Origin of the sequence: Bradyrhizobium sediminis, from assembly GCF_018736105.1 — a bacterium.
Taxonomy (GTDB): Bacteria; Pseudomonadota; Alphaproteobacteria; order Rhizobiales; family Xanthobacteraceae; genus Bradyrhizobium.
The window spans coordinates 3,821,196-3,846,132 of record NZ_CP076135.1 but is presented as its reverse complement, the minus strand read 5'-3'; the positions used below and the strand labels follow the sequence as shown (position 1 = coordinate 3,846,132).

Sequence of the window (24,937 nt, the reverse complement as noted above, 5' to 3'; positions counted from 1 at the left end):
AGACAAACGACGGCTCTGATCGAGCGGAGCTTGATCAGAGCCTAGTACCGGAGTTGGATTGATGGAAACGCGGGCGAATTTCGTCCTGATCGGATCGTTCACGCTGGCAGTGATTGCCGCGGCGTTCGGCTTTGTGCTGTGGTTCCAGAGCCTCCACACCACCAAGGCGCGCAGCCCGATCCGCATCGTGTTCGAGGGTCCGGCCGCCGGCCTGCGCAACGGCGGCAGCGTCAATTTCAACGGTATCCGGGTAGGAGAGGTCGTCTCCGTGAAACTGGACAACCCGCGTCGAGTCGTCGCACTCGCCATGGTCGAGAACAAGGCGCCGATCCGGAAAGATACCTTGGTCGGGCTCGAATTCCAGGGACTGACCGGCGTCGCCGCGATCTCGCTGAAGGGCGGCGAGGAGGCGGCGCCGCCCGTTCCCCTGGACGAGGACGGCATCCCGATCCTGACCGCCGATCCGAACGCGCTGCAGGACGTCACCGAGGCGATCCGCGCCACGCTGCAGAACGTCAACCGCATCGTTGCCGACAATCAGGAGTCGGTGAAGAATTCGCTGCGTAACCTCGAGACCTTCACGGCGGCGCTGGCGCGCAATTCCGAGAAGATCGACAACGTCATGGTTCGGGTCGACGGCGTCATGACCAAGGCCGACAGTCTGATGCTGGGCCTGAACTCGATCGCGGGCGGCAATTCGGGCGGCGAGCTATCGGCGATGGTGAAGGCGATCAAGGACCTCGCCGAAGACTTCGACAAGCGTTCGGGCGCGCTGATGGCGGACGGCCGCCGCACCCTCGGTGATATCAGCCGCGCCGTGAACAATTTCGATCGCAACCCGAGCCGCGTGATATTCGGCGGGAGCAACAACGCCGCGCCGGCCGAGCCTGCCTCAACCGCGCCGAGGTCGGCGCCAACCGCGGCAGCTCCGCCGAAGCCTGCGCCCGCGGCACGTCCTCCGGCCCGTGCGGCGCAATAGAGCAAACGTGCGCCGACAGGCATTGTACGCTGCGGGGAGGCATCAATCCGCCATGATCGACACCGCACAGAAGAGAGCGATACGGAATTATCGGAGGCGGCTGGCCAAGCGCAGCATGGCGCGATTTGATGCCGCCACCGAACCGCCGAGTAAGGGCGGCATCCTCGCCGCATTGCGCCGGTCGCCGCTGGTAGGGACCGATCTCAATTTCACTCGGTCGCGTGATACTGGCCGTAAGGTCGACTTGTGACGCGTTATCGCCTCGACACGGATATTATCCGCCCCACGATTGCGACGCGTTACGCTTGCGCCATTGCCGGTTGCGGCCATCGAGATCGCAAATGAAAATGCGTCGCATTTGGTGGATCATCTTCCCTGTTGTTGCGCTCTGTGCTGCGATCGCAGGCGGCGCTCTATATGTTGGGAATTTCGTGAGTGGTTTTGGTGCATGCAAAACCGTCGTTCGCAGTTCGATACCGTCTCCCGACGAGAGCAAGTCCATCGTGATTTTCGGGAAGGAATGCGGGGCAACCGTTGGGTTCAATACGCAGGCAAGCATAACACCGGCTGGAGGCTCTTTCTCGTCAGAGAAGTACCCCGCCTTCTTCGCTATGTCTGGCCTACAGGCCGTCATGGCCAGATGGCTTGGTGACGACGCTATTGAAATTGCTCTTATTCCGGGAGGCGGTCAGGTCTTGAAGAGCGAACAACGCGTCGGTGACATCAAGGTGATATACCGCTAGCCAGCGGGAAGAATTAGCCAACGGGGTGAATCACACCGCGCTAGTCGATCCAGCCAGGTCGTGAAACCGCAAATCTGCCGGGCTCTCGGCTCGCCAGTGTCCGCTGTGCCCCGATAGCGCGCCAAATTCCGCATCGCAGCCATGGGCCAACACCACACACAAGGCGAATTACCGGGGTGACCGATTGCTACGCCTTAAGTTGGCGAGGTGCGCCCCAAGTGAAGCGCAACGGGTCTCTGCCATTCCATGATCAGGAAGTAGGGCACGCGCCGGTGTAATTCTGCTCTCGGCGGATCGGCCGAAGGAATTGGCATGGGTTCGGCGAAGTGACGAAGTTCCAGCCCCTGATTCAGCAATAGGGACATGTATGTGCTAAGTGGCCGATGCCAGGTGTGAATTCGAACGCCGCGCCAGCTCACCCACTCGACCCGCTCATCGATATAATGATCGATGCAAAAACGTGGCTGTCCGTCCGCGTCCGCACACCAGCCGGCAGGTTGGCCGGCGGTGTTGAAGCTGGTGAGATTGGCGATGAGCAGTGTGCCGCCGTGCTCGAGGACACGGGTCATCTCCGCAATAGCCTTACCTATGTCCGGAATATCGATCATCGATAGGTAGCTGATCACGAGGTCGTAAGAACTGTCGGCGAATTCCAGCTTCTCCGCACGACCAATACGGTAGTCACCGGTTGGATCTTGCTGCCAAGCGTGCTCGATGAGGGCCTCGGTGGGGTCGATCCCAACTGCCTGAATCCCCAACGCGTTGAGCATTCGGCAGAAGCGTCCTTCCCCGCAGCCCACGTCTAGCGCCCGCCGATATCCTTTTCCCGTTACGCGCTCCATCATCGGTGGGTCGAGCACGAATTTTCGGCCAAAGTCACCTTCGGTGCCGATATCGGTGATCCAGTTCGAAGCTGATTCATTCCATCCGTTGGTCATGATTCTCCTCGCATGGGGTCAAGGTACTCACGGCACGACTTGAGGGGGTTGAAACGGGATGCCCGATGATGTCGGGAAGCTCTGATGAGCTGACCGCGCGATGATCGGCGCGCTCGGAAGCCGATCCGACATTCGCGGGGGCTGTTGATTGCTTATCCGCTCTTCGATACAACCTCTGATATATGTATACGGGTGTGGCGGGGCAAGTCTTCAATGCGTTACGGAAAAATGTTCATGCTGGCGTTGCTGGCGCCGGCGCTGGCCGCCTGCGCCACATCGGGAGGGATGACGGTCGGCAGCGGCGCGATTGCCAATCCGAGTCCGAAATACCGCAAGGCGATCGCCGTCCGCTCGGTCAGCGGCGGCCAGGTGATGAATATTCTGACGGTGCCGGGCGTCGCCAACGAGCCGTTCAAGGCAGCGCTTGAGGCGACACTCTCGGCCAACGGCTATCTCGCCACGTCCGGCACACCTAAATTCTATCTCGATGCCGAAATCCGCAATCTGGATCAGCCCTTGATGGGATTGGATCTGACTGTGATCGCAGATGTTACCTACAATATCTCGGGCGTTGGACCGGCTGCGTCATATCCGGTCAAGGCCCAGGCCACCGCGACGTTCTCCGATTCACCGATTGCGGTCGACCGTATTCGCATCGCCAACGAGCGTGCGATGCGCGAGAATATTGGGCAGTTCCTGCAGGCGCTGCGCTGAGGCGAGACGGGCTTCGAACAACCTTGCACAGCCGCATGCCGACCAACGCGCTGCGAGCGAAAGCGAGTTTTGGCGCCCGATAACAAAAACGGAGGCATCGCTGCCTCCGTTTCGATTCCGCAATCGGCTCGAGCCTTACCCCAACCGTCCCGCCGCATGCGCGAGCAGGGTGTAGACCAGGCCCGTCTCCGAGGTGAGGTGGCTGCGCAGCATCGCAGGTCCCCGTTCGTCGCGCGCGACTTCGTCGAGCAGGCGTTCGAACTCGGCGATGTAGCGGTCGACCGTCTGCTTGAAGCCGCGGTCGGCGCGGTACTTGCGGGCGACCTCGTCGAAGGCCTTCTGGCCGGCCGGGGTGTAGAGCCGCTTGGTGAAGGCCTTGCTCTCGCCGCGCTGATAGCGATCCCACATCTCGGCGGCGAGATTGCGATCCATCAGGCGGCCGATGTCGAGCGACAGCGACGCCAGCGGATTTTCGCCTGCGGCCTGCTGCGGTGCGCGGCCGCGCGGGGCCTGGTTGGCGCCGGCATCGGTGCGGCTCAACAGGTCGGAAAGCCAGCCGTCGCGTCCCTGGTCGGAGCTCGCCGGGCTGACCGGCGGGGCTTCGGTGCGGCGCGGGGCCGGCATGCCGAGATCCGGCGGCGGCAGGTTCGAGGCTGAGCCGCGCGACGCGGTACGGGACTGTCCGCCGGCAGCGACCAGCAGCGGCTCTTCCTCGCGCTGCACGCTGGCGCGGCCGGAGGTCGTCATGACGTCCAGCCCGCGGCCGTGATGGGCCACGATCCGGTTCAGTTCGGCCAGGGCCTCGATCTGGTCGACGATCACCTTGCGCATTTGCGCAGTGCTCTCGGCGGCCTCCTGCGGCATCTCCAGCACGCCACGGCGCAGCTCGTTGCGGGTGGCTTCGAGCTCGTTGTGCATCTCCGCGGCCATCTGCTTCATGCTCGCCACCATATGGGCGAACTTGTCCGCGGATTGCTTGAACATCGCGTCGGCTTCCTCCGTGCTCTGCTGATAGAGCGCGGTCATGGTCTCCGCCGTTAGCCGGCGTTCTTCCTCGGCGGTTTCACGAACCACCTCGAACTGGTGGCTGATGGCGGCGGAACCTGCGCCAGCGGTTTCCGCAACCACGCGGGCGATGTCGCGGGCGCGCTCTTCGGCGGCGGCCAGCGATTCATCCAGCAGGCTGGTGAAGCGCGACAGCCGCTGATCGAGATCGGTGGTGCGCAGATCGATGGTGGTGACCAGCGATTCCAGCGCCGACTTGCGCTCGGCGACGGAGGCGGTGGTGCTGCGGTTGGCTTGCTCGACCACTGCGGCTGCCTCGACCAGCGCGTGGCCGTGATGCTCGAACTGGCTGGACAGCGAACCGAGGTCTTCCAGCGCCTTCGACGTCTTGGAGTTGAAGATCGACAACTGGTCTTCCAGGGTCTGGGTGGCGACGCCGTTGCGCGAGGTGACGTCGTTCATGGCGGAGACGAAGTCGGCCACGCGGGTCACCAGAGCACGTTCCAGCGAGTTGAGGTTGTCGTGCGCGCCGGTCAGCACTTCCTGCAGCAGGATGTTGCCTTCGCGCAGCCGCTCGAACAGGGCGACCGTGTCGGTGCGCAGGATCTTGCTGGTTTCCTGCATTTCGGTCACCGCCGCGATCGACACCTGGCGCGACTGGTCGATCGCCGCGCGCGATGCCTGCTCGAGGTCCTTGAGCGACTTGTTGACCGCGCCGGAGGCGAGTTCGCCGGCGGAGGTGATGGTCCGCGCGACGTCGGAGCCGTTGGTCATCATCGACTGCGAGAACGCCTGGCCCCTGGTCTCGATCGATTTCAGGGCATCGGCGGTGACACGGTCGATGTCGATCGTGAGCTGGTTGGTCTTGGAGCCGATCGCCTCAACCAGCGTTCCGCGCTTGCCATCGATGATCTGCGACAGACGATCGGTCTGCTGCTGCACATAGGTGACGATTTCGTCGGTCTTGCCGGTCATGGTGGAACCGAAGGTGCCGCTGGCGGCGAGAACCGTCCGTTCGACTTCAGCCGAGGTCGACTTGACCTTGGAGCTGACTTCGTTCGATGCGGCCACCAGCGCGCTCTGCGCGTTGAGGGCGCTGGCCTGGATATTGTCGGTGGTGTTGGCGGTGACGACGCCGAGCGAACGCTCGATGTCGGTTGCGATCGCCTTGATCTGGCTGGCGGCATCCGCCGACGTCGCCGTCAGCGAGGTTTGCGCCTCGCGCGCACTGGCGAGGATCGACGCTGCGGTGTCGACGCCGACTGCCGTCAAGGTGCGTTCCACATCGATCGCAAGCGACTTGACGTGGTTGGCGGCCTCCGAGGAGGCGGCGACCAGCGTGGACTGGGCCTCGCGGGCGCCTGATGTGACCGCCTCGGCGGTGGAGGTTCCGGCGATCGACAGCGAGCGCTGGACGTCGGCGGCCAGCGATCTGACCTGGTTGGCCGCATCGGTGGAAGCGTTGACCAGCGTGCTCTGGGCTTCGCGCGCGCCTGCGGTGATCGATTCGGCGGTGGAAGTCCCGGCAATCGACAGCGACCGCTCGACGTCGGCTGCCAACGACTTGACCTGGTTGGCCGCATCCGCGGAAGCGGTAACCAGCGTGGTCTGCGCCTCGCGGGCGCCGGAGACGATCGAATTCGCGGTCGTCGTGCCGGCTGCGGAGAGCGTGCGCTCGACGTCGGCAGACAGCGACTTGATCTGGTTGGCGGCCTCGGTGGAAGCCGACACCAGGGTCGACTGCGCATCGCGGGCGCTGGTCAGGATCGAGTTTGCAGCGCCGGTGCCGACAGCGGTGAGGGCGCGCTCGACTTCCGCCGAGGTCAGCTTGAGCTGGGCGCCGACATCGGACGAGACGTTCAGCAGCGACTGCTGCGCGGCGCGGGCGCCGGTCTGGATGGTCTCGCTGGTGTTGACCACGAGGTTGGTCAGCGAACGCTCCGCATCCTCGACGTGGGACCTGATCCCGAGCGACAATTCCTCGGCGCGTGCCATCAGGCCTTCGCTGGCCTGCCGGCCGCTGCTCTCGATGCGGCCTGCCACCGCTTCGACGCGCGAGCCGAGCAGATCCTCGAACTGCGCGACGCGCATGTCGATGTCGCCGGCGACCGCGCCGACCCGGGTTTCGATGCCCTGATGGATTTCCTGGAACCGCGCCGTGATGGTGTCGGTCAGGTGAGCGCTGCGGCCATCGATGGTCTGGGTCACGCTGGCAATGCGCTGGTCGACGGCTTCGATCGCCTGCGCGGCGCCCGACGTCAGCGACGTGGTGAGATGGGTGAGCCGCGAGTCGATCGACTGGATCGCCTGCGCGGTGCCGTCGGTCAGTGAAGAGGTGAGGTGGGCCAGTCGCGAGTCGAGCAGATTGACGGCCTGCGAGGCGCCGTCGGTCAGCGACGAGGCCAGCGTGCCGAGACGGTTGTCGATGGTCTCGGTAACCGACTTCGCCCGGGTGTCGAAATTCTGTTCGAGCGACTTGAGCCGGCCGTCGATCGATTCGTCGAAGGACTTGATCTTGCCGTCGAGCGAAGTGTCGAGATTGGCGACGCGGCTTTCCAGCGTGGTCTCGAACTGCATCAGGCGCTGGTCGAGCGAAGCGGTGATCTCGCCGCCGTTCGAGGTCAGGCGAGTGTCGAAGGTGTCGACATAGGTCTTGAGCGTTTCCGCGATGTCCTGGGTGCGCTGGCCCATGCGGTCGACGATTTCGCCGCCGAAGGTTTTGACGGTGCGGTCGAATTCAGAGATGTGGCGGGTGATCAGGGCGCCCAGCGTGCCGCTGTCGCGCGCGAATTTCTCGGCCAGCTCGCCGCCCTGGTTCTTCACCAGTTCGTCGAACGCGCTCATCTGCAGCGAGAGCGTGTCGTGCGCGGTTTCGGTCTGGCTGACGACCTTCGCCACCAGCGAATTCACGGTGACGTCGAGCGCCTCGCTGGCCTTGTCGCCTGAGGTGAGTATCTGGGTCGCGAGGCGGTTGCCGGCATCGTCGATCTTGTTGACGAGGTCGCCGCTGCGCAGTTCGAGTTCGAGCAGCAGGGAGTCGCTGGAATTCTTCAGCGAGTCGTGAACCTGTTCGGTGCGGTCGGAAATGCCGTCCACGATGGTGGAGGAGCGCTGCTCGAATTCGCTGGTGATGCGGTCGATCCGCTCGTTCAGCATCTCATGCACGCGATCGGCGAGATCGACGAACTCGTCGTGGACGTGGCCGGTCTTGAAATTGAGGCTGGTGGTGAGGCGTTCGCTGGCGTCGAGCACGGCGCGCGTGGTCTCGGCGCTGGCTTCCTCGAGACGGTCGAGCAGGTCACCGCCGCGCTCGCCGAGCGCGAGGATCATGTTGTCGCCGGCATGGCTGAGCGCGCCGGTGATATGCGCGCCGCGTTCTTCCAGGGCGCCGGTGATGCTTTTCGCGACTTCGTCGACGCGCGAGGCGATCGCGTCCGAGATCAGCGCGATGTCGTGACGCAGATCGATCTGCACGCCGGAAATGGCGCTGCGAACCTGTTCGGCCTGTCCGACCAGGTTGTCGCGCTGGTGGGCGATATCCTGCAGCAGGGCGCGGATGCGCACTTCGTTGTCGCTGTAGGCGCGTTCGAGCGCGGAGACTTCGTTGGCGACGAGGGTTTCCAGTTCGCCGGCACGCGCGATGGCGCGTTCGACGCCGTCGCCCATCGCCGCGACCTCGCGGCGGATCGCCTGGCCGACGGTCACCATCGAGTCGGAGGCTGCGCCCTCGGGCTCCGAGAAACGGATCGCGACCTGAGCCATCGACTGCGCGATCATGCGCAACTCCTGGCCGCGCCAGGCCAGGCTCGCCAGGAAGTAGAACAAGAGCACCGGCGCAAAGAACAGCGCGGCAAGGCCGGCCAGCACCAGCGTGCCGCCGGGGCCCTGGCCGATCGCGGCCTGCAGCGAGGCAAAGAAGCTGACGGTCAGAAGCGCGCAGCCGAGCAGCCAGACGCCGGCAAAAAGCGTGGCAAGCGTATAGACGTTGCGGGCGGGGCGGCCCTTCTGAATCGCCTGCAGGATCTGCCCGATGGTTTCGCGGTCGTCATTGGCGGCGCGCCGGGCCGGGCGCGGCTCCTCGATCGGCTCGTAGATCTGGCGGTCGTCGCTGGGGCGGGTGTCGAAGCTGTCGTTGTAGGTCGGCGTCGCGGACGCATTGGAGGGCGCCGCATCGCTGCGGACCGAACCGCGCGCGCTGTCGGGGGCGGGCGCGTCGCTGATGTTGAGCGCTTCCTGAATGGCGGAGAGCGCGACTTCGGTAGGGTCTTTGACCTTTTTGGGATTGTTCGCCATGTTCAGTCTGAGCCCTCGTTCTACTTTTACGCACCCGGGCCGGTCTTGCTGGAACGCCCCCTCGCAAGCTCGAAACCGGTGTCGTGCCCTGCGCGGAGCGAAAGCGCGGCCGTTGCTCGCCTTCTCCGCTAACATCCGCAAACATCCTATTGGCAGAGCGATGCGAATGAAATGCCTGCGATTAATACAATCTTAATCATCGTTAACAGCAGGGCCGCGTAAGGCCTTACGGTTCCACAAAATTCTCGTTTCGGTCGGTTAATTGCGGCAACTCTTCGCCGAAAACAAGGCGAACTTGCGGCGGGTACGCCAAACGTTCCGTTAACCATTTCCGTGATTGGCTGGCGCAAACATCGCCGCCCGGATCGATCGAGCCGGGAGATCTGGGCTAACGCCATGCCGCTTCATCTGCAACGGATTGACTGGATGCCATCGCCGCCGCTCGCTCCCGATGACGGTCCGCTCGATCTCGAACACCTTCGCCGCATGACACTTGGCGATGTCGGCCTCGAGCACGAGGTGCTGGCGATGTTCTCGGCCCAGACCGCCAGCCTGATCGGCGCTCTCGCCGCCATGCCCGCGGATGCCGGCGCCCTGGTGCATACCCTGAAGGGCTCGGCGCGCGCGATCGGCGCGTTCGCCGTGGCCGATACCGCCGCCAGGCTGGAAGCCGCCATCCACAGCGGCGACGATCCGGCAGAGGCGCTTGCCGGGCTCGCGGCTGCGGTGGCCGAAGCGCGCAGCGCCATCGACGCGATCCTGCGCCGATCCTGATCCGGTCCAGATTCCCGGCAGTATGATCGGGCCGCTCCCGGGGCCCGCCAAAACCGCGCCGCAGGTTTTCCTTCCCGGCGCTGGCGCGGAGCGGATCGACCCGTTATAGGACTGCCCGGACCTGTCTTAATCCCCCGACAATACGAGCAATCATGGCCAAGATTCACTTTGTCGACCATAACGGCGAAACCCGCATCATTGACGTTGAGAACGGCGCGACCGTGATGGAAGCGGCGATCCGCAACGCCATCCCGGGCATCGAGGCCGAGTGCGGCGGCGCCTGCGCCTGCGCGACCTGCCACGTCTATGTCGATGAAGCCTGGCGCGAGAAGGTCGGCGCACCGTCGCCGATGGAAGAGGACATGCTGGATTTCGGCTTCGACGTGCGGCCGAATTCGCGGCTGTCGTGCCAGATCAAGGTGACCGACGAACTCGACGGCCTGATCGTTACGACGCCGGAGCGGCAGGCTTAGTCTCTTGTCTTGACGCGTTTTCTTCACGCGAACCGGTGCCCACTTCGCTCGAAAACGCTGCGGGCGCTTCGCCGCCTAGGCTCTGTCGAACCCTCGCCGCAGCCAGGGCTGGAAATTCTTGAGGATATCCTCGGTGAGCGCGGTCGGCTTGCGCGTCGCCTCGTCCAGCAGCACCGATACCGATCGCGCCGAGGCGACGCAGACGCCTTCGGAAAACACCACCTGATCGAACGTCACCGACGTGCGGCCGAATTTCACGACGCCGAGCCCCATCTCGATCGTGCCGGGCCAGCGCAGCTCGGCGCGGAAATGCATGTCGAGCCGCACCATGATCCAGGTGACGCCTGACGGCATCAGGCCGTAACTGCGGTCTTTCATCAGGGTGACGCGGCCGGTCTCGAAATAGGTTGCATATACCGCGTTGTTGACGTGCTGGTTGGGGTCGAGGTCGGCAAACCGAACATTGTCCGCAAGACGGTAGGGGAAATCTTCCAGGCGCGGGGTCGAATCGAGACGGGCAGGAGCGTTCACGGGGGCAGTCTCCGTAGGTTTGGTGCGGTTACAGCCCAGTTATGCAAACCCGGCAAGGGGTTGCCGGACAGCCCAGCCGCCCATTTATGGCTTTCCTCAACCGGCAGCGTTGGCTAGACAGGCGCAGCCAAAAAGCGACCTCTGGCCTAGCGGCGAAGGTTCAACCGAAAAGAAGCAGATATGAGCGAAGCGATCAAAACCGATGTGCTGATCATTGGCGCGGGCCCGTGCGGACTGTTTGCCGTTTTCGAACTGGGCCTGCTCGATATGAAGGCGCATCTCGTCGATATTCTCGACAAGATCGGCGGCCAGTGCGCCGAGCTCTATCCGGAAAAGCCGATCTACGACATTCCCGGCATTCCCTTCGTCACCGGCCAGGGCCTGACCGATGCGCTGATGGAGCAGATCAAGCCGTTCAATCCGACCTTCCACCTCAACGAAATGGTGGAGAAGATCGAGAAGATCGGCGATCCCGGCTTTCGCGTCACCACCGACGCCGGTCAGGTGTTCGAATGCAAGGTGGTCGTGATCTCGGCCGGCGGCGGCTCGTTCCAGCCGAAGCGTCCGCCGGTGCCGGGCATCGAGGCCTATGAAGGCACCTCGGTGTTCTACGCCGTGCGCAAGATGGAGCAGTTCCGCGACAAGGAATTGCTGATCGTCGGCGGCGGCGACTCCGCGCTGGACTGGACGCTCAACCTGCAGCCGATCGCCAGGCGGGTGACGCTGCTGCACCGGCGCGACGATTTCCGCGCCGCCCCGCACAGTGTCGAACAGATGCGCGCGCTGGTGGCATCGGGAAAACTCGATTTGAAGATCGGCCAGGTCACGGGCCTGGAAGGCGAGGGCGGCAAGCTCACCGGCGCCACCGTCAAGGGCAACGACAATGCCGTCTCGAAGATCGCCTGCGATACCATGCTGCCGTTCTTCGGCCTGACCATGAAGCTCGGCCCGGTTGCGAACTGGGGCATTGCGCTGGAGAACAATCTGGTGCCGGTCGAGACCTCGGCGTTCGAGACCAGCGTGCCCGGCATCTTCGCGATCGGCGACATCAACACCTATCCCGGCAAGCTGAAGCTGATCCTGTGCGGCTTCCACGAGGGATCGCTGATGGCGCAGAAGGCGCATCGCTACGTCTATCCGGACAAGCGGCTGGTGTTTCAGTACACGACGTCGTCCTCCAGCCTGCAGAAGAAGCTCGGGGTCAACTGACGGCCTGCAAATGCCGTTCAATCGGGCCGTGCCGGGCCGCCCCGGCCGCCTCCGGTCGCCGGCCGGCAACACTGGAACCATCCGCGAAATGGCCTTAGTCTGGGGCCATTGTTTTGTGGATTGATCAGGTGGTGACGATGCGGACTGCGAAATCCAGATTCATGGCCCTGCCGTTCATTGTCCTGGCGCTGTCGTTCCCGACGATGGCGGCAGGGCAGGTCGCACAGCCGACGGCCGCCGGCCTCTGGCAGAAGATCGAAGACGGCAAGACGGTCGGATGGTTTCTTTTCGTCGATCGCGACGGAATCTTCGAAGGCGTGATCGCCAAGACCTTTCCAAGGCCGGGTGACGATCCCAACGAGATTTGCAGCAAGTGCGTCGACGACCGCAAGAACGCGCCGGTGCTCGGCATTTCCTTCATCAGGGACATGAAACGCGACGGACTGAAATACGACAACGGCAACGTTCTCGATCCGCGCGACGGCAAGATCTACAAGGCCAAAATGACCGTGAGCCCGGATGGGCAGACGCTCACCATGCGCGGCTATCTCGGTATCGCGCTGTTCGGCAAGGACGAGACCTGGGTCCGGTTGCCGGATACGGCGATGGCCCAGCTCGATCCCGGCATCATTGCGAAATACCTGCCGGCGCAGGCCGCAGCGATGAAGCCGCCCGGGAAGCCGCCCGTCGCCCCGAAGAAGACCGGCGCACCGGCGCCGACACCCGGCGCACCAGCACCCGCGCGTTGACGCCGGTCAGCGCGCCGCCGGCTCCGGGTTGATCCCGGATTCGACCGCATCGAGCTGCAGCACCGAGGCCACCGCCGGCAATGCTGCGTCCGCCATCGCGGCGTGTCCCTCGGCGGAGGGGTGAACGGCGCCGCCATACACCGCGGAAAGCACCCCCCAGGTCGCGTCATGGATATCGGTGGGCTGGCTGGAAGCGGGCAGCCCGCCCGGATAGGTCATCGCGGCGAAGTAGCTGTCATTGGCGTCGCGAATCCAGCGCGCGCGCGGAAGATAGGCGCGGTATTCTCCGGCGCTGCGGCCGCACAGCATCGGCTGGCTGGCCGCCGCGACGATGTCGGGATCGAAGCTTTCGCCGGTGGCTGAAAAACACGCCTGGTCGAATTCCGGATCGGTTGGCGCGCGCGCGCAGAAGCCGTGGTTTGCGAATGCCGCCTGATGGGCATCGACGAAGGTCATGCGATCGGCTGCCGGGTCGCGGCACAGGATGCCCGACTGACACAGCGCCAGCGCCTTCAGCTGCGGCAGGAATTCGTTCTGCACATAATCGGAGACGTTGGCGAGGCGCTGCGGCCGCGCGTTGAAGGAGGGGTGAATGTCGAAGCCGGCGCGTCCGCCGGGGCAGGGCGCGCCGCCTTCGGCGAGCGTCGGGTTGGCATAGGAGACATAGACCACCCGCGACATGTCGCCGACCAGCGGCTTCAGCGCCTCGCGCAGTTTGGCGAATCCCTGCGGCAGGTCGCGCGCCATCACCGCGCGGGAATCGTCGACCGATCCGATCACGCCCGAGCGCCGGAACAGCACGCGCTCGGTGGAAGTGTCCACGATCACGTCGGCGACCAGTCCGGAAAAATTGATGTCGTTGGCGCCGACCGACAGCAGCACGAGATCGAGACTGCGCTCGGGCTGCCGGCGCTTCGCCGCGGTAACGGCTTCGCGCAATTCGGCGAGCTGCGCGCTGACCGTGCCGGAGCATCTGGCCCCGGCCTTGGTCGGCGGACATTCGCGTGCGCGCTGCGAGCCGAACAGCCCGTCGGCGATGGTGGCGCCGGTGCATGCGAGCGGCAGATAGGTCACCGCGATGTGCGGATGCTGCACGGCGAGCGCCAGCGCGGTGCGGGTCTGGTAGCTGTACAGCGAGCGATGGCAGGCGGAATTGAACCAGAGCGCGCTCTGGCGCTGCCAATTCTGCACCGTATCCGGCGCCTCGCAGGCCCGTCCGCCCTTATAGCCGGCGCGGCTCGGGCGGTAGTATTGGGCGCTGGCGCTGCTGAGATAGAAGCGGAAGCAGAAGCCCTCATCCGACAGGGCGATCGGCCGGTCCGGATTGCCCTCGCCTGAGGCGATACTGTCGCCGAGGCCGGCGATGAAGATATCGCGCACCATGACCTCGGTGGAGACGCGCTGCGGCGCGTCGGGACCGGAGGAGACCTCCACACTGGCGACGGTGGGCCGGCCGTAGCGGGCGCGGAAATTGACCGGCTCGGCGCAGTCGAAGGTGGATTGCCGCGGACCGTCGCCATCGTCGAGCGTCCAGGCGCAGGTGGCGCCGACCGGAACCTGGCCGGTCAGCCGGAGGGTGACGGGATGTTCCGTCGGCGTCAGGTAGCTTTCCTTGATGCTGTCGCGGGTGCAGGGCTCGCTGACGCGGCCCAACAGGTCGATGCAGAGCCGGTTCACCGTATTGCGGGCCCAGCCGCGGCCGTCGCTCTGCAGCTCCAGCGCCTGTTCGGAAGCGAGAATGCTGCGGCCAGGCGCCGCATCGGTATGGAGCAGGAAATCGCGCTCCTCGCGGAACAGCCGGAAGCGGTTGCGGACCTCCCACGAAATCTGCATCGGTGCATCCGGCGCGCCCTGCGCTGCCGCCGGCGCACCCTGTGCTGCCGCCGGCGCGCTCTGCTCTACCGCTGAGGGGGCGGTCTGCGCCGCCGCCGGTTGCACCGGCAGCGCGGCCGGCGCCGCCGCGAGCAGCGCTGCGAGCACAATGAGGCGGACAGGAGTTCGGGCCATGACGCGTTTGACGTTACCGGTGGGGCGAAAATAAGAGAACCCATAACGGACCGGATAACGTGGCCGTTACGTGGCTATTACCCCTGCGCCTGCCGTTTCCGCACCGGCCGCCGCGCCGCGGCGGAAGCCGTGCAGGCCCCGCTCAGCCGGCGGCGTTCCTGCCAGGGCAGCACGACGCTGAGCCATATCTCACGGGTGCCCATGATCGAGATCGAGATGGCGAAGGGGATCAGGAAGTACAGGATCCGGAACACCACCAGCGTGGCCAGCAGCTGTTCCCTGCCGAATTCCGGCAGCGCCACCAGCATGGCGGCGTCGAACACGCCGATCGAGCCGGGCGCATGACTGGCGAAACCGAGCAGGGTCGCCAGAATGAACACCACCGCCAGCGAGATGAAATCGATGCCGGGCTGCGCCGGCATCAGCAGATACATCGCAAGCGCGCAGAAACCCAGATCGACCACGCCGATCAGGACCTGCAGCAGCGTCAGCCGCGCCGAGGGCAGCACCACCTTCCAGCCGTTCTGCCCGAGCTCGCGGCGTTTTTTGCCGGTCACGAGCCAGACGAAATAGGCGGCGATGCCCGCGAGGCAGCCGAGCGCAATCAGCCGGTTCATGGCCGGCGGCAGCAAGTCCATCGCGGATGCGGCCGATGGATGCCAGGCCATGCCGAATCCCAGCACGAACAGATTGCCGAGCCAGAAGGTGAGCCCGGAAAGGAAGCAGATCTTGGCGACGTCGATGGCGGAGAGGCCGTAATCCGAATAGATCCGGAAGCGGATCGCGCCGCCGGTGAAAACGGTGGCGCCGATATTGTGTCCGATGGTGTAACTGGTGAAGCTCGAAAGTGCTGCGATGCGATAGGGCACGTGCTTCTTGCCGATGGTCCGCAGCGCGAAGAAATCATAGAATGTCAGCGTGCAGAAGGCGCCGATCACGCACAGCGCGGCGAGCGCGATGTTCGCAGGAGGAATCTCGGTCAATGCGGTGAGGATGACGCCGGTATCGACGCCCCGCAGCGTGCGAACCATCGTGTTGATGGCGAAGAAGATGATGACGAGGCTCGCGGCGATTCCAAGCCGTTTCCAGCCGATCCGTTCCTTGAAGCCACGCCTCAGCGCGGTCAGCAGTCGATGCATTCGTCCTCCCGGCAGGGCGGCAACCAGTTGCAGGCCTTTTCGCAGCGATCGATGACAGGCATTACCCCAATCGCCCGATATCCGAAGACCCATAGGGCAAAAAAGCCGCGTTGTGCAGTCCCTTGACAACGCCAGCTTGGTGCTTCGCCGGCGCGGCTGTCACACTCCGTACATATGCCTTAACGCGGAAGATTCGAGTCCCGGCATTGACCGGTGTCAATCGTTCCGGACGGGCGGTGTTCCGGCGTTCCGCCGCGAGGTTTTGGCGAGTGCCAGAAACATCCCGCAGCGAAGGGCCGCGAGGACGAAACGGCGAAGCGTAATCCGTCGGCTCCACTCTGCGCATCCGCGGATTGCACCTTCGGCTTATACGCCCTACACGCTAATCGGCGAACGCCGCGATGGCCTGATCAAAACCGTGTAATTTCCGTTTTTCCCATTCCTCTTCCCGCACAAACATGGCCTTGTAGACAATGCCTTCGGTTCGGGCGGTGGCGTCGGCAACCCATGACTTCAAGCGCTCCCACTTTCGCGGGTCGTCCAGGTCCTCCCGACCTTTTGTCTCAATGACCCAGATTTCTTTCGCGGATCGTTTCAGCAGGAAATCCGGGAAGTAATTAGAGATCGAACCGTCTGCATTCTGGTATTCAATGAACAAGCTCGGGTTCATCTGACGGTCGTTCTTGAGGAAAGACACGATGTCGTCGCAGCCATCCAGATAGCTGGCGAACTTGAGTTCAAAATCGCTGTCGCCGACAACCTTGTTGAAGATCGACTTCTTGGCCAGTACGTATCCTTGTTGCTTGACGGCGTAGGGACGCGACTGGCTCATCTTGATCCGGTCCCGGACTTGCGAATTGCCGCGATCGACCACCGTCAGATCATTGATCGCCTTCTTGAACGTTTCGAAGATCGTCCTCGTCGCCGCGATCTCCGAAAGGTTTCTGAGGATATTCAGCTCCTCGAGGTCGATCGACTTCTCGAAAAGGCGGTCTTGAATGAACGTCTTGATCTTCCCGAACAGAATATCCTGACCGCCGACCAATCGCAGGTCGCGCATGATGGTGCGCGCAAAAAACCCTACGACGTTCTGGTACGTTGGATTAAATCCGATATCCATGCGGGTGATGTGACTCTGATCGCCGGTGTCGAGGTCCGTGAATACGATATCGCGTTGCTCGGCCTCGGAGAAATTCTTCACGGGAAGCCGCTTGTTGCCGAACGTTAGCGGATCGAGTGCATCGAGATTTTTATACTCGCGCTCGATGCGAGCCGTCAGCCGCGGCAATTCGATATCTAGCGCCTCGATATCTTTTGCCTTGTTCTCGCGGTCTACCTCGATGACCATCGGACCGGCGCCTGGTGTCCGGTCTCCCATCGGTCGGTAATCAAGGTCCACGCCTTCGTTTTTGATGCCCTCCACGAAATTGATGAAAGCGTCCGTACCGACAACCGAAACTTTCTCGTCGATGCCTTGGCCCCGGAACATCCGTCGCAATCCGCGCCCTAGTGTCTGTTCGGGCAAAATCTTGGCTTCGCTGGTGTAAGCCCGCAGGCCTACAATGGTCGTGACGTTTTGCACGTCCCAGCCTTCGCGCAGCACCATCACGGACACGACAGCCTTATGCTTGTTGTCCCAGTGGTCGATGGTTTTGCTCTGCTCCCGCAACTGGTTTAGCTGCTCTTTGCTCTTCCCGGACGCGCTTTCCGAAATTTCGCCGTTGTTCTTGGTATGAATGACGAGAACCGCCTCGTTCAATTCTGGGTAACGTGCCTCCAGATGCGCGGCCACCTCATCGCAGTTCCTCGTATCGTCCGTCATTACGAACAGGACGGCCTTCTTCTCCATCTTGGCGAGTTCGTCGTAGGATTTTTTCCATTCGAGGAAGCCGAGATGAAGATAGTCGGCATACTCCTCGGTGAATTTCGATGAAGTGTGTTTAGTGAGCTTCGCCCGCGATGCCGCGTCGGGAAGCACCGGCGTCTTCACCACGTCCTGACGGATCGCCTCCACCAGCGGATAGTCGCTGATGGTTTGCACGAAGATGGACCCGTCGTTGCGACGAGGCGTCGCCGTCAGGTCGAATTGCGCCGACAGGTCGGAGCCCTTCTGCCGGAGTCGCATGGCAATATCTTCAATCGACTTGAACCATGCGCTGTTGGGATCATGCAGATGGTGCGCTTCGTCATTGAACACCACGAGATCGTTCACGTCCCGGATGATGACGCCGAGATCGATGCTGGAATCCGTAGTCTTTGCAACCGGCTTCTTTCCCAGAAAGTAATCCGTCGTGTCTTCGTCGTCGAATGAAGGGTCCTTGCCTCCCTCGTAAACGCGATGAATGTTGCTCAGGAACAAATTACCTTGTTCCGGCACGAACCCGATTTCGTCCTGGATATGCACCGTGAGTTGGAAGTCGCTATCCCAATCTCGCCCTTCGTAACCATCCGGCGGCAACAGCGGATCATCCCGGAATATCTTTCCGCCGTCGAAGTCGGTCCGCAGCCGATCAAGAACGATAATGTTCGGCGCGACGAGAAGGAAATTGGTCGAGAGTGGGGAGTCCGGCTCGTAGAGCTTGTGGAAATAGCACCAGGTCAAAAGCAGGCTGATGACCTTGGTCTTGCCCGCCCCCGTGGCGAGCTTCATCACATAGCGTGCCCAATCCTCGTCGAACATTTGCTTGGAGATAGCGTCCGACGAGTCGTATTTCATCATGGCGTAGGGGCTGCGCGCGCTCTCGATTTCGTAGAGCCAGATTGCGGATTCCACCGCTTCGCGCTGGGCGAAATACCAGCGGAAGGGACCGATCGTTCCGTCCGCCTGGGGCACAAGATGCTCCTGCTGAAACCAGAAGCGGAGCAATGCCCGCGTCGTTTCCGATCCGCCTGTATAACCGCTGTCGCGCCACGCCTTTACGCCCCGGCGGACTTTTTCGACCAGCGGCGGGATCAGCTTTCCACGGAGTTCGGTCAGCAGCAATTCGTCGCCGGGATACCAGCGTATCGCGGGATCGAGAATGACGTATGGATCGGTGGGGAAATGCTCGCTTAGCGGCATGAAAAGGTACGTAAGGTCACGATGTTAGCTTGGCTATTTGAGGAAGCTTCTTCTCCAATTGTGACCAAGTCAGAAAGCGGTGTCTCTTGAGTGATTTTCCGGAATACCAGCGTAGCCCGCCCTTGCTGACAACAAGCCTGCCAATCCGGCCGTTGTTATTGTCGGCCCAAAACGTAATCGGCCTCTGTTCCTTGCGAAGCTCGTGAGCTGATGTCTGGAATGTAACCGCCGCCATTGCTCTCTCCCTAGATGCTAACCTCTACGACCTTCGTGGTGTCATTGCCGAAGATATCGATTACTTTGACTGCAATCTTGTACTTTCCCTTTGCTGGGTATTCATATGAGGCGCTTTCAAGCTCGAGCTTGCGATCGCGCCGCGTCCGAAAGCTCTGCCATTCATTCTCGAAGATGAACCCACCGGTGCGTTGAGGCCGGTCGACCATTCGGCCAGTGGCATCCGGCATTGTGACGATGATCGTCTCCGGCCGGGAATGATAGTCGAAATCGACCGCCCAATAATCGATCCAGTCTTCCCACTTCTTTGTAAGGGTATCGCGTTTGATAATGCCGGCCTTGTCTTTGGTAATCTTAACTACTTGACCATCTGCGATCGTGACCTTGGTGCCGGCCTTCATCTCACCCGCTAACACGTCGATGTCGTCTTGGCGGTATGAAACCCCGAAATCCTTAAGCTTCACCGTTACTTTGCGCCCTTTCACGACCGGCTGTACCTCGACGTAGGCCACGTCGTAAAACGCCACCTGGTTCTTATCGACTGCGCGTTTGTCAAAAACCTCCTTGGGAATATAACGCAATGCCAAGCTGACGCCTTTGGCCTTCGCTTCATCTACGCATTTCGGGCTAAGCCCCATTTCAAATTCGAAACCAAGGACGTCGAGGCGCGAAGACTTCAATTTACGACAGGCTTCCACTGCTTCTTCGATCTGGAAACGCGTTACCGGCGCGTCGAGCGGACCCACAATGATAAAACTGCTGCCCTTGCGCCCGTGGAACGGTGGCGACTGGAACACGCGTTCGGCCTTATATGCGAACAGAATAAGAGAAACGTAGTGTTCCTCCTTCTGTGTGGAAAGTGCAATGCGCTCGGCGTCCGGTAACGTGGGATCGATGCCTACAAAATATTGTCGCTCGTACTTGCCGAGATTGAGAATTTCGAACGACCGATAGGGCTTGCCTACAGCTTTCAGCTCACGCTGCACACCTATCAACCGCTTGCGGGCCGTATGAATGGCAAAGCGACCAAGGTCACAACCGATCCATTTGCGCCCGTGTTCCTCGGCAACAGCTAGAGTGGTGCCAGAGCCACAAAAGAAGTCAGCAACAAGGTCACCAGGATTCGAGGAAGCTTTCAGGACGCGCTCTAGCAGAGCTTTTGGCTTTTGGGTGTCGTAGCCTGTGTCTTCTGAAGCTTGCGAGTTTACAGGATGAATATCTGCCCAAATACTTCCGATTGGAATGCCGGGCATCTCATCCAAGAAACGCCGCAAGCGAGGTCGTCCTCCTTCTTTCTTCGCCAGTTCAATACGACCTTCCGCAAAGAGTCGCTCCATCGTCTGGAGCTCATATCTCCATCCCAAGCGAGGCGGCTTATGACCGCGCCATTCATACATCATGTTCGGACGTGGATTGGGACTGGTCATGTTATCAAGCATGTATCGCCGTCCATCCGAAGTAACGTTGCTGTACTTGTCCTTTACGTATTCTGGTGAGTATGGCTCGAACTGGGGATTCCAAATAAAGTCGTCAGATTTGGTTTTCCAAATAATGTAGTCGTGAATAATGCCCCATCGCTTACTATCGCCGTGCGCCGTGACACGTTTCCAAGCGATCTCAGCCGATGGGCTATGAGTGCCAAAAAGCTCGTCTAACACTATGCGGACCAATGGACCGATGTTCGGGCCAATGTGGACGTAGATGCTTGCATCAGGAGCCATCAGGTTCGCAATGATGGATAAGCGCTCATAGATCATTGTCAAATAAGAGTCGGCGCCGCGCCCCCAAGTATCGCGGTATGCTAGCTCTTCAATGATACTCGGCTCTTTATGCAAACGATCCGACTCGCCAATTTCAAGATCAAAGGAAAAATCAGCGCCAACATCGAACGGCGGATCGATATAGACGAGCTTTAGACCACCTGCCTTCTCAATCTCGCGTCGCAATGGGCCATTCTTGAGCGATGAAAGAACAAGCTTGTTGTCTCCCCAAATAAGCTTGTTGGTCCACCCGCCGCTTTGTCGGCCGGTCGCACGGTCCATTTGAAACAGGTCGGATTGCGCAGCAGCGGTGCCTGAACGAGGCTCGTCGATCTGTTCGATCGACTGGAACGGAAGCACGACGTTGGTGACCTCGTGCGTCTTTCCGGGCCAGATCAGCTCTGCCTCGTGAGGCTCTGCGAACAGCAGGTGCCGGTACTTGGCCGGCAAAGATTCGCCGCGGTCGATCAGATCCTTGAGTTCTTGTTTTTCTTTGTCCGAAAGTTGCACGTCAGGTTACTCCCCACGCAATCAAGCCCGATTCAGCGGGCAAATGCAACGAAGCGGCGCAACCAAAATCCGGTACAACCGATAGGCCTGTGGGGACAATCGCCAGGAATGAATGGGGGCCGGGGATGCGGTGGACGCGGCGGCGCGCGAGACGGGCGTGCAGCTAGCGGACGGCGAAGCCGTGTGGTCCTGACTGCCTCAGGGTTGGCGTCAAGTCGGCGGGCAACTGCCGGCGACGGTGACAATCAAATCCGGATCGCCGGGGAGCGCGGAGTAAGCCGTAAAACCATTGTGCAGGGAAGGCCGGGATGCTCCCGCTGAACCTGTATGCTCGTGTGCGTGTTCTTTATGTGCATTTGCACACGAGACCGCGGGTGCAGCGCGCACCCGGTCTTCCCTGCGCCCTCTGAATGGAGGGCCGAGGAATTTCGATAGCAAACCTCGGGCGAATCGCGCCGCGAGATCGCGAAGCCGTGTCTGCGGACACGCGTTGTTTGAAATTCGAATCCCCTTTCGTCGTCCCTGCGAACGCACTATTGCATGCACACATCTTTTGGTTGGCTCGCCGCATCCGAGAAAAGTGCGAGTCTTTTCAATGATCCCCGCGCAACCCAGCCCGAGATCGGTCCAAAACAGGGGGCATCTAAGTCCCTGTTCTAGATTCGGCTTTTGAGATGTGTGCATGCAATAGTGCGAACGCAGGGACCCATAACCCCGGGCGGTTATTGTGACGACACGCTGGTTCAACAAGTCCTTTCGCACCATCCACAACATCGACGGCACGGCGTATGGGTCCCTGCGTTCGCAGGGACGACGACTTGTGGTGGAGCGAGCGCCGGGCGACGACAGGTGAGTGTGAACTGCGCTCATTCTCACCCCCGCGCAGGAGATGGCGCCTCAAGCCTTGCGCAACGCGAAATACGCGCCGCAGAACGCCATCGCCGCGCCGAGGCACAGCGCGGCCAGGCCTGCGAGCACGCCTGAGATCGACGGGATCGGGCTGGGCGCGGAGGCCGCCTGGCCCGCGCCTGCCAGCACCAGCACGCCGACGGCGATCAGGAACTGCCGCATCCGCTGCGGGATTTGCCCCGATACGGCGCTGTCCATCAGCGTCGCGGTGAAATAGCCGCCGGAGAAGCCGACGGTCGCAATCAGCCACCAGGCGATGGCGGCTCCCGCGGGCATGAATTCCCTGATGTCGGAGCGCCACAGGCCGCCGAGGTCGAGGCCGTAGCGTGCGCCCAGCATGTGCACGGCGAGCGCCAGCAACACGCCGGAAATCATCGCGCCGGCGAGGATCAGGCGGCGCGGAAAATAGGTCGTCTCGGCCATGGCTCGCTTGTAAGATAAAGCCTGCGGTGCGCGCAAGCCGACGTAACCAGCTACGACCGGGATTTATCGAATTGCCAGAACCGCGCCAGGACCATCTAACGACGTCGCAGGACGAAGCTCCCGTCACCCGTTACGCCTACAAGGCGTCGCTGATCGGCAGTGCCCATCAATTCGAACTGACGGATGAGGGGCTTAAGTGGAAGGTCGGCAGCAGGTCCGGCGTCTGGCCCTATGCCGATATCACAGCGGTGCGTCTCACCTATCGGCCGATGTCGATGCAGCCGCGCCGGTTCCGCGCCGACATCGAACGCAAGGACCGTCAGCGCGTCGCCATCCTGTCGACCAGCTGGCAGACGGTGACATTGATGGCGCCGCAGGATCGGGAATACAGCGCCTTCATCGCCCAGCTGCATGAACGAATGAAACAGGCCGGCAGCAAGGCCGCGCTGATCGGCGGCATCAAGCCCGGCCTCTACGCCGCAGGTGTCGCGCTGGTGGCGCTGGTCGCGGTCGCCATCACCGGGCTGCTCGCGCGCGCGATCGCTACCGGCGAATACGGCGGCGCCTTGTTCCTGGTCGGATTTGCCGCGCTGTTCGGCTGGCAGATCGGCGGCTTCATCCAGCGCAACCGGCCGCAGAGCTATACGTTCGACCATTTGCCGCAGGCATTGCTGCCGATAGGCAAGTAGCCGGCAGCCCAGACTTCGCGATGCAAGTTGAACCTCATCCTGAGAGTCTGACCGAAAAAGCAGCCAGTGAAATAGGCCTCTCAAGCAAAGCTCGTCATGCCCGGCCTTGTGCCGGGCATCCACGTCTTAGCTGCGTCCAAGCAAGTAAGACGTGGATGGCCGGGACGAAGCCCGGCCATGACGGAAAGTGAGAGCCTGAAAATATTGGCTGCTTTTTCGGTCAGACTCTGAAGAGCCGCGCCCTTGCGCGGCGTCTCGAAGGATGGGCTGCTGTACCGATTTATGATTCCGGGTGCCAGCGCTATTCGGTGGAGTCGAAATCCTCTTCCTTCGAACGCAGAATTCCCGCAAGCGTGCGCAGCGCCGTATCGAGTTGTTCGATCGGAGGCGCCGCCAATGCCAGCCGCACGGCGTTCGGTGCATGGCCGGGGCTGACCGCAAACGTCGTCGATGGCGTGAGCGCGATATCGCGCCGGGCCGCGGCCGCGACGAAGGTCTGCGACCGCCAGTGCGAGGGCAAGGTCAGCCAGAGATGGTACGATTTGCTGCTGGTCTGGATCTCGAAACCGGAGAGGCAGGCGACCGCAATCTTCTGACGTTCCTGCGCATCGATCCGCTTCAACCTGGCAAGCTCGGCCGCCGTGCCGTCGCCCATCAGCTGTTGCGTGGCCGCGAAGGCAAATCCCGACGCGGTCCAGCCGCCGGAGCGGACTGACGCCATGACGCTTTCGCGCAGGCGAGGCGGCGGAACGACGAAGCCGAGCGACAGCCCGGGCGCCACTTTCTTGGAAAGGCTGTCGAGCACCACGCAACGATCCGGCGCCAGTGCGGCCAATGGCGGCGCGTCGTCGAGAAACCCGTAGACCATGTCTTCGATGACGGTGAGATCGAGCTTCTCGACGACGCGCAGGAGATCGGCGCGGCGCTCAGGCGGCATGGTGATGCCCAGCGGGTTCTGAATGACGGGTTGAATGTACAGCCCGGACAGATGCGCCTCGCGGTGCGCCTTCTGCACCGCATCCGGACGAACGCCGTCTTCATCCATCGCCAGCGGCACCAGTGTCACGCCGAGCCGGGCGGCGATGCCCTTGATGAACGGGTAGGTGAGGGTCTCGACGCCGCAGCGGCCTCCGGCCGGCACCACAGCGGCAAGTGCGGCGGCGATGCATTGCCGGCCGTTGGCGGTGAACACCATCTGCTCCGGCCTGGGCGACCAGTCCCGGTTTTGACGGGTGAGATAATCGGCGGCGACATTCCGTACCGCCTGGGTTCCGATGCTGGTCGCCTGCCGCAATGCGCCATCGAGCGCCTCGGGCCGGTTCAGTCCCTCGAGGCTCCTTGCGATCAGCGCGGATTGCTTCGGCAGCAGCGGATAGTTGAACTCCAGGTCGATGCGCGCGCCGCGCGGCTCGGTCGGGGCGGCGATGCCGCGGCGCGCTTCTCCGGAAATGAACGTGCCGCGTCCGACTTCGCCGACCACGAGGCCGCGGCGCAACAGTTCGGTGTAGACCCGGCTCGCCGTCGAGACGGCGATCCGGCGCTCATAGGCAAAGCTGCGTTGCGGCGGCAGCCGGTCGCCGGGCTTGAGCGCGCCGTTTTCGATCTCGGCGGCAACGGCGTCGGCAAGCTTCAGATATTCGAACTTCGACATTATTGCACCGAGAGCAATGTTTCACTTGCACCGATACACTTACAGGAGCATTTGGAGCTCATCAAGTCCACGATTGTACCGAGGAAAGCGAAAGCAATCCGAGGTCACGAAACGCGTGCAGCCGCTGCGACCAGCGTCTCGCGCGA

The 24,937-nt window shown here is 62.2% G+C and carries 19 protein-coding genes; 9 read left to right on the top strand and 10 right to left on the bottom strand.

Translation table 11 applies throughout. The features are described 5' to 3' along the window. Window positions 1-61 precede the first annotated feature (61 nt). From KMZ68_RS18560 to KMZ68_RS18550, 3 genes are all read left to right on the top strand, one after another. Window positions 62-979: an MlaD family protein gene (locus tag KMZ68_RS18560; protein ID WP_215612632.1), complete on the top strand. Its 918-nt coding sequence runs from the start codon at window positions 62-64 to the stop codon at window positions 977-979. 52 nt (window positions 980-1,031) lie between these two features. Then, a complete protein-coding gene (locus tag KMZ68_RS18555; RefSeq protein ID WP_371741353.1) occupies window positions 1,032-1,229 on the top strand; it encodes a hypothetical protein in 198 nt (65 codons plus the stop codon). 91 nt (window positions 1,230-1,320) lie between these two features. After that, window positions 1,321-1,722, top strand: coding sequence for a hypothetical protein (locus tag KMZ68_RS18550; protein WP_215612631.1), 402 nt, complete (start codon window positions 1,321-1,323; stop codon window positions 1,720-1,722). A 194-nt stretch (window positions 1,723-1,916) separates the two neighbouring features. On the opposite strand, the gene KMZ68_RS18545 is transcribed toward KMZ68_RS18550, so the two are convergent. Continuing rightward, on the bottom strand, window positions 1,917-2,660 hold the full coding sequence (locus tag KMZ68_RS18545) for a class I SAM-dependent methyltransferase (RefSeq protein WP_215612630.1): 744 nt from the start codon (window positions 2,658-2,660) through the stop codon (window positions 1,917-1,919). A gap of 144 nt (window positions 2,661-2,804) precedes the next feature. Here KMZ68_RS18545 and KMZ68_RS18540 point away from each other — a divergent pair, with 144 nt between their 5' ends. Beyond that, window positions 2,805-3,374: a hypothetical protein gene (locus tag KMZ68_RS18540; RefSeq protein WP_215612629.1), complete on the top strand. Its 570-nt coding sequence runs from the start codon at window positions 2,805-2,807 to the stop codon at window positions 3,372-3,374. Between the two features lie 135 nt (window positions 3,375-3,509). Here KMZ68_RS18540 and KMZ68_RS18535 read toward each other — a convergent pair whose 3' ends face one another. Continuing rightward, window positions 3,510-8,672 (bottom strand): hypothetical protein, encoded by a 5,163-nt coding sequence (locus KMZ68_RS18535; protein ID WP_215612628.1) that lies wholly within the window; start codon window positions 8,670-8,672, stop codon window positions 3,510-3,512. 426 nt (window positions 8,673-9,098) lie between these two features. Here KMZ68_RS18535 and KMZ68_RS18530 point away from each other — a divergent pair, with 426 nt between their 5' ends. Both KMZ68_RS18530 and KMZ68_RS18525 read left to right on the top strand, forming a co-directional pair. Further along, window positions 9,099-9,446, top strand: coding sequence for an Hpt domain-containing protein (locus KMZ68_RS18530; protein WP_249779401.1), 348 nt, complete (start codon window positions 9,099-9,101; stop codon window positions 9,444-9,446). Between the two features lie 152 nt (window positions 9,447-9,598). Beyond that, on the top strand, window positions 9,599-9,919 hold the full coding sequence (locus KMZ68_RS18525) for a 2Fe-2S iron-sulfur cluster-binding protein (protein WP_215605887.1): 321 nt from the start codon (window positions 9,599-9,601) through the stop codon (window positions 9,917-9,919). Between the two features lie 75 nt (window positions 9,920-9,994). Here KMZ68_RS18525 and KMZ68_RS18520 read toward each other — a convergent pair whose 3' ends face one another. Then, window positions 9,995-10,450, bottom strand: a complete 456-nt coding sequence (locus tag KMZ68_RS18520) for an acyl-CoA thioesterase (RefSeq protein ID WP_215612626.1) — start codon at window positions 10,448-10,450, stop codon at window positions 9,995-9,997. A 180-nt stretch (window positions 10,451-10,630) separates the two neighbouring features. Between KMZ68_RS18520 and KMZ68_RS18515 the strand changes: the two genes are divergently transcribed. Beyond that, a complete protein-coding gene (locus tag KMZ68_RS18515; protein ID WP_215605889.1) occupies window positions 10,631-11,659 on the top strand; it encodes an NAD(P)/FAD-dependent oxidoreductase in 1,029 nt (342 codons plus the stop codon). 137 nt (window positions 11,660-11,796) lie between these two features. Beyond that, on the top strand, window positions 11,797-12,408 hold the full coding sequence (locus tag KMZ68_RS18510; RefSeq protein ID WP_215612625.1) for a DUF2147 domain-containing protein: 612 nt from the start codon (window positions 11,797-11,799) through the stop codon (window positions 12,406-12,408). Between the two features lie 6 nt (window positions 12,409-12,414). Here the strand turns inward: KMZ68_RS18510 and KMZ68_RS18505 are convergent, their stop codons facing one another. From KMZ68_RS18505 to KMZ68_RS18480, 6 genes are all read right to left on the bottom strand, one after another. Beyond that, a complete protein-coding gene (locus KMZ68_RS18505) occupies window positions 12,415-14,241 on the bottom strand; it encodes a hypothetical protein (protein WP_249779649.1) in 1,827 nt (608 codons plus the stop codon). Window positions 14,242-14,492: 251 nt separating this feature from the next. Then, window positions 14,493-15,554, bottom strand: a complete 1,062-nt coding sequence (locus KMZ68_RS18500; RefSeq protein ID WP_215612623.1) for a lysylphosphatidylglycerol synthase transmembrane domain-containing protein — start codon at window positions 15,552-15,554, stop codon at window positions 14,493-14,495. Between the two features lie 382 nt (window positions 15,555-15,936). Then, window positions 15,937-18,615, bottom strand: a complete 2,679-nt coding sequence (locus tag KMZ68_RS18495; protein WP_215612622.1) for a DEAD/DEAH box helicase family protein — start codon at window positions 18,613-18,615, stop codon at window positions 15,937-15,939. A gap of 16 nt (window positions 18,616-18,631) precedes the next feature. Then, complete coding sequence (locus KMZ68_RS18490; RefSeq protein ID WP_215612621.1) at window positions 18,632-18,850, bottom strand: hypothetical protein; 219 nt, start codon at window positions 18,848-18,850, stop codon at window positions 18,632-18,634. A 10-nt stretch (window positions 18,851-18,860) separates the two neighbouring features. Beyond that, window positions 18,861-21,119 (bottom strand): site-specific DNA-methyltransferase, encoded by a 2,259-nt coding sequence (locus KMZ68_RS18485; RefSeq protein ID WP_215612620.1) that lies wholly within the window; start codon window positions 21,117-21,119, stop codon window positions 18,861-18,863. A gap of 897 nt (window positions 21,120-22,016) precedes the next feature. After that, window positions 22,017-22,451, bottom strand: a complete 435-nt coding sequence (locus KMZ68_RS18480; RefSeq protein ID WP_215612619.1) for a hypothetical protein — start codon at window positions 22,449-22,451, stop codon at window positions 22,017-22,019. A gap of 71 nt (window positions 22,452-22,522) precedes the next feature. Between KMZ68_RS18480 and KMZ68_RS18475 the strand changes: the two genes are divergently transcribed. Then, the gene (locus tag KMZ68_RS18475; protein WP_215612618.1) at window positions 22,523-23,140 is read left to right on the top strand and encodes a hypothetical protein; all 618 of its coding nucleotides are present in this window, start codon (window positions 22,523-22,525) and stop codon (window positions 23,138-23,140) included. A gap of 301 nt (window positions 23,141-23,441) precedes the next feature. On the opposite strand, the gene KMZ68_RS18470 is transcribed toward KMZ68_RS18475, so the two are convergent. Continuing rightward, complete coding sequence (locus tag KMZ68_RS18470; protein ID WP_215612617.1) at window positions 23,442-24,791, bottom strand: aminotransferase-like domain-containing protein; 1,350 nt, start codon at window positions 24,789-24,791, stop codon at window positions 23,442-23,444. Between the last annotated feature and the right edge of the window lie 146 nt (window positions 24,792-24,937).